Source organism: Collimonas sp. GW821-FHT02H07, assembly GCF_059421505.1.
Map to the genome: position 1 here is coordinate 66,525 of NZ_JBWKVC010000003.1, position 11,546 is coordinate 78,070.

The 11,546-nt window shown below is 60.6% G+C and carries 9 protein-coding genes; 1 reads left to right on the forward strand and 8 read right to left on the reverse strand.

Features of this window, described 5'->3' with window-relative positions; translation table 11 throughout:
• Positions 1-53: 53 nt before the first annotated feature.
• Positions 54-944, reverse strand: coding sequence for a LysR family transcriptional regulator (locus tag AC07V8_RS06440; protein ID WP_494679501.1), 891 nt, complete (start codon positions 942-944; stop codon positions 54-56).
• A gap of 171 nt (positions 945-1,115) precedes the next feature.
• On the opposite strand from AC07V8_RS06440, the gene AC07V8_RS06445 reads away from it, so the two are divergent.
• Complete coding sequence (locus AC07V8_RS06445) at positions 1,116-2,219, forward strand: YeiH family protein (RefSeq protein WP_494679502.1); 1,104 nt, start codon at positions 1,116-1,118, stop codon at positions 2,217-2,219.
• 73 nt (positions 2,220-2,292) lie between these two features.
• On the opposite strand, the gene AC07V8_RS06450 is transcribed toward AC07V8_RS06445, so the two are convergent.
• From AC07V8_RS06450 to AC07V8_RS06480, 7 genes are all read right to left on the reverse strand, one after another.
• Entirely contained in the window at positions 2,293-3,351 is a 1,059-nt protein-coding gene (locus AC07V8_RS06450; RefSeq protein WP_494679503.1) for an NAD(P)-dependent alcohol dehydrogenase, read from the reverse strand.
• Between the two features lie 447 nt (positions 3,352-3,798).
• Positions 3,799-4,470, reverse strand: coding sequence for a ribose-5-phosphate isomerase RpiA (gene rpiA / locus AC07V8_RS06455; protein WP_494679576.1), 672 nt, complete (start codon positions 4,468-4,470; stop codon positions 3,799-3,801).
• Between the two features lie 90 nt (positions 4,471-4,560).
• On the reverse strand, positions 4,561-6,321 hold the full coding sequence (locus tag AC07V8_RS06460; protein ID WP_494679504.1) for a cation:proton antiporter: 1,761 nt from the start codon (positions 6,319-6,321) through the stop codon (positions 4,561-4,563).
• A 278-nt stretch (positions 6,322-6,599) separates the two neighbouring features.
• Complete coding sequence (gene def, locus AC07V8_RS06465; RefSeq protein ID WP_494679505.1) at positions 6,600-7,136, reverse strand: peptide deformylase; 537 nt, start codon at positions 7,134-7,136, stop codon at positions 6,600-6,602.
• 22 nt (positions 7,137-7,158) lie between these two features.
• Positions 7,159-8,034 carry a UTP--glucose-1-phosphate uridylyltransferase GalU gene (galU, locus tag AC07V8_RS06470; protein ID WP_494679506.1) on the reverse strand — a complete coding sequence of 292 codons (876 nt, stop codon included), beginning with the start codon at positions 8,032-8,034 and terminating at the stop codon, positions 7,159-7,161.
• Complete coding sequence (gene ligA, locus AC07V8_RS06475; protein ID WP_494679507.1) at positions 8,027-10,114, reverse strand: NAD-dependent DNA ligase LigA; 2,088 nt, start codon at positions 10,112-10,114, stop codon at positions 8,027-8,029. The genes galU and ligA overlap by 8 nt, the downstream gene beginning before the upstream one ends.
• 2 nt (positions 10,115-10,116) lie before the next feature.
• Entirely contained in the window at positions 10,117-11,247 is a 1,131-nt protein-coding gene (locus tag AC07V8_RS06480; protein WP_494679508.1) for a cell division protein ZipA C-terminal FtsZ-binding domain-containing protein, read from the reverse strand.
• Between the last annotated feature and the right edge of the window lie 299 nt (positions 11,248-11,546).

Consider the following 11,546-nt stretch of genomic DNA (forward strand, 5'->3'; position numbering starts at 1 on the left):
TTTTTAAATAAGCCATTTCTTGCAGCAAACGGCATTGACAAAACCCGCGCCGCTCAGGACCAGCCGCGGCAAAAAGCCAGGAACTGCATCAGCCGCAGCGACAGTATCTTGTGCTTGCTGTGGATCAGGTAGAAGTGCCGGTGCAGGCGCGGCAGCGAGGTGTTCAGCGCCACCAGCCGTCCGCTCTGCAGGAAATCCGCCACCACCGCATGCGACAGGCAGCTGATGCCAAGAGCGGCCGCGGTGGCATGCTTGATCGCTTCGGAATTGCCGAACTCATAGCTTTGCTGCAAATAGTGCAGATGCGGCAGCAAGGCTTGCTCGACCGCTTCGCGCGTGCCGGAGCCCGGTTCGCGCAATAGCCATTCGGCCGCGCGCAGCTGCGCCACGCCGATCTTCTTGCCGCCGGCAGCCAAAGGGTGCTGCGGCGACGCCACGATCAGCAATTCATCGACCATCCACGGTTCCACCTGCAGGTCGGCGGCGCGGCTGGGGCCTTCGATGAGGCCGACGTCAACCTCGAAATTGAGCACGGCGGCGACGATGTCGGCGGTATTGGCAATCGTCACCCGCACTTGCAGCTGGCTGTGCTGCTCGCGGTAAGAGGCGATCAGCGACGGCAGCAGGTAGCTGCCGATGGTGGTGCTGGAGCCGATCTGCAAACCGCCGCCCTGCGCCATGCCCGGCATCAGGAACTGCTGCTCTATGGTCTTGGCGCCATCCACCACCTGCGCCGCCTGCGGCAGCAGCAGGCGGCCGTTGTCGTTCAGGATCAGGCGCTTGCCGACGCGGTCGAACAGGCGGCAGTCGAGCAGGTTTTCCAGTTCGTTCAGAGCGGCGCTGGTCGCCGATTGCGACAAGGCCACCTGATCGGCCGCCGCCGTGGTGCTGCCGGACTGGGCCACGGCCAGGAATATCTGCAATTGGCGGAGGGTGAGACGCATCTTGGGTGCCCTTGATAGTGGCAAGAACAGAGGAATTGCGAAAGGAAATCGCAACCTACCTATAAAACAGGTCAATTATACAAAATTAATCAGTTTTTCTTTTAAAGCATGCTTGGTTATAGTGGTTTCCATACCGACGCATTCGAGCGCCGCATCAAGATTGGAGCCATCATGAATACCTCGACGCTGGCAAGCGCTGTCACACCACCCAAGACCCGGCCGCCTCTGTTGGCCGGCCTCGCGTTAAGCGGCCTGATCGCCGCGGCTGCCATCGCCGCCGCCAGGATAGACTGGCTGCAGGCGCACGGCTTCAGCGCCCTGACGCTGGCGATCGTGATCGGCATGCTGGTCGGCAACCTGGGCTACCGGCGCATCGCCCCGGCCTGCGGACCAGGCGTGAATTTTTCCAAGCAAAACCTGCTGCGCCTGGGCATCATCCTGTACGGCTTCCGCCTGACCTTCCAGGATATCGGCCATGTCGGCCTGAGCGGCGTGCTGATCGATGCGCTGGTGCTGTGCTCGACCTTCGGCATGGCGCTGCTGCTCGGCACCCGCGTCTTCAAGCTGGATCGCAATACCACCATGCTGATCGGCGCCGGCAGCTCGATCTGCGGCGCGGCGGCGGTGATGGCGACCGAACCGGTGCTGCGCGCCCACCCGGCGCAAGTCACGGTGGCGGTGGCCACGGTGGTGGTGTTCGGTTCGCTGGCGATCTTCCTCTATCCGCTGCTGTACCAGCTGAACCTGCACTGGCAGTTCCTGGCGGCTTCGCCGCTGGCTTATGGAATATTCACCGGCTCGACCGTGCATGAAGTGGCCCAGGTGGTGGCTGCTGCCCGCGCCGTCAGTCCTGATGCCGCCAATACCGCGGTGATCGCCAAGATGGTGCGGGTGATGATGCTGGCGCCGTTCCTGATGCTGCTGTCGGCTTATGTGGCAAAGAACGCGGCGAAGAAATCGGCGGCCGCAGGCAAGACTGGCGGCAGCAAATCCTCCGGCGCCGGCCGCCTGGCGATTCCCTGGTTCGCCTTCGGTTTTGTCGCGGTGGTGGCAATCAATTCGCTGGCCGCGCTGCCGACCACGCTGGTGGCGCATGTCAACGACGCCGACAACGTGCTGCTGGCGATGGCGATGGCGGCGCTGGGCATCTCCACCCATTTTTCTTCGATACGCACGGCCGGCATCAAACCCCTGCTGTTCGCCGCCTGCCTGTTCGGCTGGCTGATCGCCGGCGGTGCAATGATCAACAATGTGGTGCTGCGTTTGTTTGCCTGATCTGCAGCTTCACATCCAGCAATAGAACCCGGGCGGCCCTGCAAGGAAATACCTTGCAGGGCCGCTCAGTCCATCAGGCAGCCGCGGGCAAGGACGCCATGTCGATCACAAAGCGATACTTGACGTCGCTCTTCAGCATTCTTTCGTAAGCTTGATTGATGTCCTGGATGCCGATGATTTCGATATCCGAGACTATCCCGTGTTCGGCGCAGAAATCCAGCATTTCCTGGGTTTCCCTGATGCCGCCGATCAGCGAGCCGGCCAGGGTGCGGCGCTTCATGATCAGGTTGAACACGTTGGGCGACGGATGCGGCTCAGCCGGCGCCCCCACCAGCGTCATGGCGCCGTCGCGTTTCAGCAGATTGAGGAAGGTGTCCAGGTTATGTGGCGCCGCCACGGTATTCAAGATGAAATCGAAGCTGTTGGCGTGCTGCGCCATCTGCGCGGCGTCCTTGGAGACCACCACTTCATCGGCGCCGAGCCGCAAGGCATCTTCGGTCTTGCCTGGCGAAGTAGTGAACAGCACCACATGCGCTCCCATCGCATGGGCGATCTTGACGCCCATGTGGCCGAGCCCGCCCAGGCCGACGATGCCGACCTTGTGGCCCTTGCCGACTTTCCAGCGGCGCAGCGGCGAATAGGTGGTGATGCCGGCGCACAGCAGCGGCGCCACCGCCGCCAGATCGAGTTTGTCCGAGACATGCAGGACGAATTTCTGGTCGACCACGATATTGCTGGCATAGCCGCCGTAAGTGATACCGCCGCTATGCTTGTCATCGGCGTTGTAGGTGCCGGTGAAGCCGTTCTCGCAATATTGTTCCAGCCCTTCGGCACAGCTCGGACAATGCTGGCAGGAATCCACCATGCAGCCGACGCCGGCCAGGTCGCCGGCCTTGAAATGTTCCACCTGAGCGCCGACCGCGACCACCCGGCCGACAATTTCATGCCCCGGCACCGCCGGAAAGACGGTGTTGTGCCATTCGTTGCGGGCGGTATGCAGATCCGAGTGGCAGACGCCGCAAAACAGGATCTCGATCTGCACATCCTGTGGGCCCGGCTCCCGCCGCTCAAAGGCGAATGGCGTCAAAGGCGTGTGCGCATTATGCGCGGCATATCCTGAAGCTTTCAGCATGACATTTCCTTTTTGATATATGGAACGACAAACCGGGGACGCCTGAGCAAGGCTCTGCAGGCAACCGCCACGCACCAGGCAGGCACAATCAATGACAACAGCGAACTCTCACTATACGCCTGCTCGAATAAATCATACGTTCAGTCATCAATGTCATAAACCACTGTCAAAAAATAACATAAACATGCAACGTCATCTAATTTCGCACTAGCCACCTTCGCCCTGATCGGCGCTAATGCACACGCTCAAAGCAATGTCGCCATCTACGGCGTGGTCGATACCAGCCTGGCCCACGCCAGCAAGGTCGGCGCCGAGAACGATAGCCGCTTCAGCATCGATTCCGACAAGTTCTGATGTAAGGCAGTGGTAAGTGTGTGGTAAGTAGTGAGCAGCAAGCCCGAGGGAAACCGCGTTTCCCTCGCCTCTTCCTGCGGCAGGAGAGAAAACTTAGAAGGTCAAGGTCTTGACGCCATCCGGCGTGCCAAGCAGGCAGACATCGGCGCCCTGCTGGGCAAACAGGCCGACTGTCACGACGCCGGTGATCTGGTTGATTTGCCGTTCCAGTTCGACCGGGTCGGTGATCTTCAGATCGAACATGTCGATGATCACATTGCCATTGTCGGTAATCAGCGGAATGCCATCCTTGAAACGCAGGCGCGGCTCGCCGCCCAGCTTGACCAGCTTGCGCGCCACCACGGCCTGCGCCATCGGGATCACTTCGATCGGCAGCGGAAACTTGCCGAGCGTCTTGACCAGCTTGGAGCCGTCGGCGATGCAGATGAATTTCTCCGCCACCGAAGCAACGATCTTTTCCCGTGTCAGCGCTGCGCCGCCGCCTTTGATCATGGCGCCCTCGGCAGTGATTTCATCGGCGCCGTCGACATACACCGGCATGGTGGCGACCTGGTTGAGGTCGTACACTTCGATGTCATGGCCGCGCAGGCGCGCCGCGGTCGCTTCCGAGGAAGCCACGGCGCCCTTGATGCGGTGCTTGATCTTGGCCAGTTCGTCGATGAAGAAATTGGCGGTAGAGCCGGTGCCGACGCCGACAATCTGGCCGTCCACCACGTATTTAATTGCTTCGCGGGCAACAGCTTGCTTGAGTTGATCCTGGGTCATGGCAGTCATGGCATTGTCTTGAAAGAGATAAAAACGTTATTTTAACCAATCGACAGCCACTAAACTCAAATCAATCGCCCACACCGGCGTTCAGTGCTTCTCGTCAGGCTGTTGCTCCAACGTTTCGCGCAAGGCGATCTGCAGCCTGGAATGCAGTTTGACAAAGCGCTGCCACAGCACCAGGACCGCCGCGCCGACCAGCACCAGGATCAGCAGATTGGTCGGCGGCAGGATGCGGCTGCTGAGCGCGGCGATCATCAGCATGATGCCGACGATGGAGACCACCGGGATGACTTCCGCGATCACGCGTCGCACCGCATGATTATAGGAACCGGCCCATTCCGGCTTGACGCTGATTTCCGCCAGCAGCATGCTCAGCGCGTGCAGCTTGCGGTAGGTCGCAATCAGGAAAGGCAGCGACAGCAGCAGCGCCCCGCCCCACACGATCGCGTCCCGTACCTGAGGATCCGCAACCCACGCCGCCAGGTGCTCACCCAGGACACCGGCAAAATAGCCGCCGATGATGAAGATCGCCGCGACCAGCGCCAGGTTCACCACCACCTGCAGCAAGATGCGGCGGATGATGCGCGACAGCTCAGCCAGGTCGCCCTGCGGCTGCAGGCTGGCGAGCCAGGTCGAGTACATGCCGAACACTGCCGACAGCTTGTTCGGCATGGCTTTCGCCAGGCGGCCTGAAAGCGGATCGGCCAGCTTGATCAGGTACGGGGTCAGCAAGGTAGTCACCGCCGACACCGCCACCACGGTCGGATACAGGAAGTCGCTGGTGACTTTCAGGCTGACGCCGAGCGCGGCGATGATGAAGGAAAACTCGCCGATCTGCGACAAGCCCATGCCGACCCGCATCGAGGTGCGGCCATCCTGGCCGGACAGGAAAGTCGCCAGCCCGCAGCTGACCACTTTACCCAGCACCACCGCGATCGTGATGACGCCAATCGGCAGCCAGTACTGCGCCAGGATGGAGGGATTGAACAGCAAGCCGATGGCGACGAAAAAGATCGCGCTGAACATATCGCGCACCGGCTCGATCAGCCGTTCGATCTGGTGCAGATGACGCGATTCGCTCATTACCGCGCCGATGATGAAAGCGCCCAGCGCCACGCTGTATTCCATTTTCATGACCAGCAGGCAGAAGCCGAAACACAGTCCCAGCACGGTCACTAGCAGCATTTCCTTGCTCTTGAACTTGGCCACGTAGTCGAGCAGGCGCGGCACGATCAGGATGCCTGACACCAGCGCCACGATCATGAACAGGAGCAGCTTGCCTATCGTCGTCACGGCGTCGCCGGCATCCACCGAACCGCTGGTGGCCACGCCCGAGAGCAAGGCGATCATGCCGATCGCCAGCACATCTTCGACGATCAGGATGCCGAAAATCAGCTGCGCGAATTTTTCCCGCTTCATGCCCAGTTCGTCGAGCGCCTTGACGATGATGGTGGTGGAGGAAACCGACAGCATGGCGCCGAGGAACACCGCATCCATCTTCTTCCAGCCGAAATAGATGCCGATTTCATAGCCTATCCACAGCATCAGCGTGATCTCCGCCAGCGCCGCGACAAACGCGGTGGCGCCGACCTTGGCCAGTTTCTTCAGGCTGAATTCCAGCCCCAGCGAAAACAGCAGGAAGATCACCCCCAGCTCCGCCAGGATCTGGATCGTGCGCTCATCGGTGATCAGGGAAAACGGCGGCGTATGCGGGCCGATGATGACGCCGGCAACGATGTAGCCAAGCACCACCGGTTGCTTGAAACGGTTGAACAGCACCGTGACGACGCCGGCGATCAGCATGATGACCGCAAGATCCTGGATGAAGGTTTCTACTGCATGGTGCATAGGCTTTTCGAATAGAAGTCAGCGGCTATAGGGGAGGCGCACGCGGCGCAAGCAGCGCCGCCTGCAAGGCAGTGATGGGTACTGCTACAGCGAGACCGGCAACTGCATTGGTCTTGGCTTAATTGAAATTCCATCTGCTATCGAATATTTATTTTCAATAGCCCGGTGAATTTATGCAGCGATATGTCATGGTAGGGTGGGCACGCTTTTGTGCCCACGCGGACCTGCGATGACCGGAGTTCACGCGTGGGCACAAAGGCGTGCCCACCCTACGCCGCTCAATCGTCGTGATTGGGATCCAGTTCAGGGAACAATACTTCGGTAAAGCCGAACTGCGTAAAGTCCTTGATGCGCATCGGATACAGGATGCCGTTCAGATGATCGCACTCGTGCTGCACCACGCGCGCGTGGAAGCCGTCGACATCGCGGCTGATGTGGGCGCCAGACTGATCGAAACCTTCATAATGCAACTGGGTCCAGCGCGGCACCACGCCACGCATGCCGGGCACCGACAGGCAGCCTTCCCAGCCGTCTTCGACTTCCTCCGACAAGGGGCGCAAGAACGGATTGATCAGGACCGTCTCCGGCACCGCCGGCGCATCCGGATAGCGGACGTTGTTCCTGAAGCCGAAGATCACCAGCTGCAGGTTCACGCCGATCTGCGGCGCCGCTAGGCCGGCGCCATTCACCGCATGCATGGTTTCGAACATGTCGGCGACCAGGCTCTCCAGCTCCGGCGTGCCGAAAGCCGTCACCGGCTCGGCCTGCCGCAGCAGGCGCGGATCGCCCATCTTCAGGATTTCGCGAACGGTCATGATCTGCTCTTCGATAGGATGATTATTTGAACTGCTTGAGATACTCGGCAAACTCGGCGCCGGTTTCATGGTGCTTCAGGCCCATCGCCAGGGTCGCCTTCAGGTAGCCCAGCTTGGAACCGCAATCATAACGCTGGCCGGCGTAGCGGTAAGCCAGCACCCGTTCGGTTTTCATCAACGCGGCGATGCCGTCGGTCAGCTGGATTTCGCCGCCGGCGCCTTTGCCCAGGCCTTCCAGGTGATCGAAAATCTTGTTGCTCAGGATATAGCGTCCCACTACCGCCAGGGTCGAAGGCGCCTGGTCCGGCTGCGGCTTCTCGACGATGCTGTTGACCTTTTCCAGATGGGTCTTGTAGGCATCGATGCTGACGATGCCGTACTGCTTGGTGTCGGCGCGCGGCACGTCCTGCACCGCCAGCATGCTGGCATTCTCTTCAGCGAAAATATCCGTCATCTGCGCCAGCACAGGCTTTTGGCCGGCCGCCACATCCATGAAATCGTCCGCCAGCAAGACGGCAAACGGTTCATTGCCGACCACCGGACGCGCGCACAGCACCGCATGCCCCAGGCCAAGCATTTCCGACTGGCGGATAAAGATACAGTTGATGTGTTTTGGGATGACGTTCTGCACCAGATCCAGCAGGCGGTCCTTGCCGGCCGCTTCCAGCTCGGTCTCCAGTTCGTAGGCCTTGTCGAAATGATCCTCGATCGCGCGCTTGTTGCGGCCGGTGATGAACACCATGTCGGTGATGCCGGCGGCGACCGCCTCTTCCACCGCATACTGGATCAGCGGCTTGTCGACGATAGGCAGCATTTCTTTAGGCTGGGCCTTGGTGGCCGGCAAAAAGCGGCTGCCCAGGCCGGCGACAGGAAATACAGCTTTTGTGATCTTACTCATGTTGGTTCCCTTGTTCGCTTTCTATAAGAGTGCGGAACGCAGCTTCATCCAGAATCGGGATGTTCAATTCTTCCGCTTTAGTCAATTTGCTGCCGGCCTCGGCTCCTACGACCACATAACTGGTCTTCTTGGAAACCGAACCGGTCACCTTGCCGCCGGCCGCTTCAATCATGGCCGCCGCGGCATCGCGCGTGAGCGTGGGCAGGCTGCCGGTCAGCACGAAGGTTTTGCCTGACAAGAACTTGGACGCGCTTTCCGCCGGCAAGTTCTCCGGCCAGTGAATTCCGGCCGCGCGCAACTGCTCCACCAGCTCGCGGTTCAGCGGATCGGCAAAGAAAGCCAGCAACGAACGGGCCACCACGGGACCGATATCGGCCACTTCCAGCAATTGCTCTTCAGAAGCCTGCATGACGCCGTCGATGCCGCCGAAATGCGCCGCCAGCTCTTTCGCCGTGGCCTCGCCGACATGGCGGATGCCTAGTGCATAAATGAAACGGCCCAGGGTGGTCGATTTAGATTTCTCCAATGCGGATATGACATTCTGCGCCGATTTGTCGGCCATGCGGTCCAGCTCCGCCAGCTTCAGCAAACCCAGCTTGTACAGGTCGGCCGCGGTGGTGATGATATTGCGGTCGACCATCTGTTCGATCAGCTGGTCGCCCAGGCCTTCGATATCCATCGCCCGGCGCGAGGCAAAATGCTGCAGGCCGCCCTTGCGCTGCGCGGCGCACTTGACCCAGCCGCCGGAACAGCGGGCGATCGCTTCGTCTTCCAGCTTGACGATCGCCGAGCCGCAGACCGGGCATGCGGTCGGCATGACGAACGCTTGCGCATCGGCCGGCCGCAAGTCTGCCACGAAGGCCACCACTTCCGGAATCACGTCGCCGGCGCGGCGCACGATCACGGTATCGCCGATCTGGATATCCTTGCGCCGCACTTCGTCTTCATTATGCAAGGTAGCGTTGGTGACCGTGACGCCGCCGACAAACACCGGCGCCAGCCGCGCCACCGGCGTCACGGCGCCGGTGCGGCCGATCTGCACTTCGATGCCGAGCACCTGGGTGGTAGCCTCTTCCGCCGGAAATTTATGCGCCAGCGCGAAACGCGGCGCGCGCGAGACGAAACCCAGGGTCTGCTGCTGCAGCAGGCGGTTGACCTTGTACACCACGCCATCGATTTCATAAGGCAGCTGCGGGCGCTTGCTGCCGATGCCGCGGAAAAATTCCAGCAGGCCGGCGGCGCCCTTGACCACGCTGCGCTCCTTGCATACCGGCAGGCCCAGTTCGCTGTACCAGTCCAGCAATGCCGAGTGCGAAGCCGGCATGGCCGCGCCCTCCAGCGTCCCGATGCCGTAAGCAAAGAAGCGCAAGGTGCGTTGCGCGGTGATGCGCGAATCGAGCTGGCGCAAGCTGCCTGCCGCGGCATTGCGCGGATTGGCGAACTCTTTCATTTCCGCTTCGCGCTGGCGGGCGTTGAGCTTGGCGAAGTCTTCCTTGAACATCAGCACCTCGCCGCGCACGTCCAGCACCTTCGGCGGGTTATCGGTGTGCAGGCGCAAGGGAATCGCGCGCACGGTGCGGATGTTGCTGGTGACGTTTTCACCGGTAGTGCCGTCGCCGCGCGTGGCTGCCTGCACCAGCACGCCGTCTTCGTAGCGCAGATTAATCGCGAGGCCGTCGAATTTCAATTCGGCTGCATATTCGATCTCGCTGTCGACCTGAGTGTCGAGGCCATCCCTGACGCGGCGGTCGAATTCGACGATATCGTTGTCTTCAAAGCCGTTGCCCAGCGATAGCATGGGAATCGAATGCGTTACCTGTTCGAACTGCGGCAAAGGCGCTGCGCCGACGCGCTGGGTCGGCGAATCGGGCGTATTCAGTTCGGGATGCTCCTGCTCCAGCGCCTGCAGCTCGCGAAACAGCTTGTCGTATTCGGCATCGGGAATCGAGGGATTGTCGAGTACGTAGTAGGAATGATTGTGGCGATTCAGCTCGGCAGCGAGCCAGGCGGCGCGCAAGCGCCATTCGGCGGCATCGGTAAGCTTCCCCGTGCCGCCGGCATGTGATGATTGTAATGACATAATTAACTGAATAAACGCAAGGCCCGCACTGAGCCGGCTGGGATTTCCGCGGCATCCATTTCACGGTAGAAGGCATCGACCTGGCCGGCGATCTCGGCCAGCTGGACGTCGGCCAGGGGCTGGTTGCTGTCGTCGACCAGCACGCCGCCAAGGCGCGCCGCCAGCGAACGGCCGCAGGCCACCATGGCGCCGTAGCCGTCGCGGTCGGGAGCGACGCGCGGCACATCCAGCAACAGGGTCAGGCGGCTGGTGGTTTCGGCAACGGCGCTGGCATTGGTCGACAAGGAAAACAGCAGGCCGCCGTCGCCGTCCGACATCACCATGCGGCCTTCCGGCCGGGCGTCGAAGCCTTGCCGCGTCAGCGCCGCCTGCAAGGTGCTGATGGCCCAGGGCGCGCCGTTCGACTGGATATTCACGCCCAGTTGCGCATCGTGTTCGATCACGAACTGATGCAGGGAGCGCGCGGTGTGCATCACTTCCATCATGTCCGGCAGGTCCGGCTCGGCGCCGAGGTCATCGGCGATCTGGCGCAAACGGCTGACCAGTTCGGAATATTCGATTTCATTCAGGGGATTGGTGCGGTTGGCCAGCTGCACGCCCGCCAGCAACGTGCTGTAGACGCCGCCGTGCGCCACCGGCTCCCAGTCGCCGTTGGCGTCCTCGCCGATGAAATGGATAGGCTTGTTGCCGACATGGCGCAGACTTTGCAGCGCAGGCAGTATCTTGTCGCCGCGCACCGGCGCTTCCAGCGCCAGCGGAATGGCGCAATCGATCAGTTCATCGACCGGCAAATCCCGGCGCGCAGCCGGCGCCGCGACCGGAGCGCCGGCCGCCGGATTGCCGAACTGCGGCTCCAGCGCCTGCTGCTCCGCGCTTTGCTCGATATCGTCATGCGGCACGGCCGCCATCTTGGCGTCGGCGTCATGTTCGCTCTCGAACAGTTTCGGCTCGTGGCGCACCGGCGCCTCGCCGTCGTCCTTGCTCGGCGGCGTCATCAAGACATCGTCATGCGACCCGGAAAAGGCCCGCTCGACACTCTTCTTGGCCTTGTATTCCTGCCATTTATTGTAGGAAATGACGCCAACAAGAAACGCGCCTCCAATGATGAACAGGCTGGTCTGTAAATCTGTCATTCTGCTGATGCCTTAATAGCGAACACTGCCATGTCAACGGCATACGCGCTTGAAATATAAATCTGCGATTGAAATCGTGGTCTGGTCATTGATTAGATCCGAGGAAAAAACACTTCAAAAATAGTTGTCAGTGACCACGCGAATAATTACGTCATGCTGGTAGTCCAGCGGTTCTTATAAAAACGTTACTAGTATTACTGTATATGCCCTCAAGGTAAAATTATTGAGACATTTTTTTACAATATATTGCATCGCGACACTTAATTCAGCTTAGTGTCGCTGCAAAAAGTTGTCAAGCG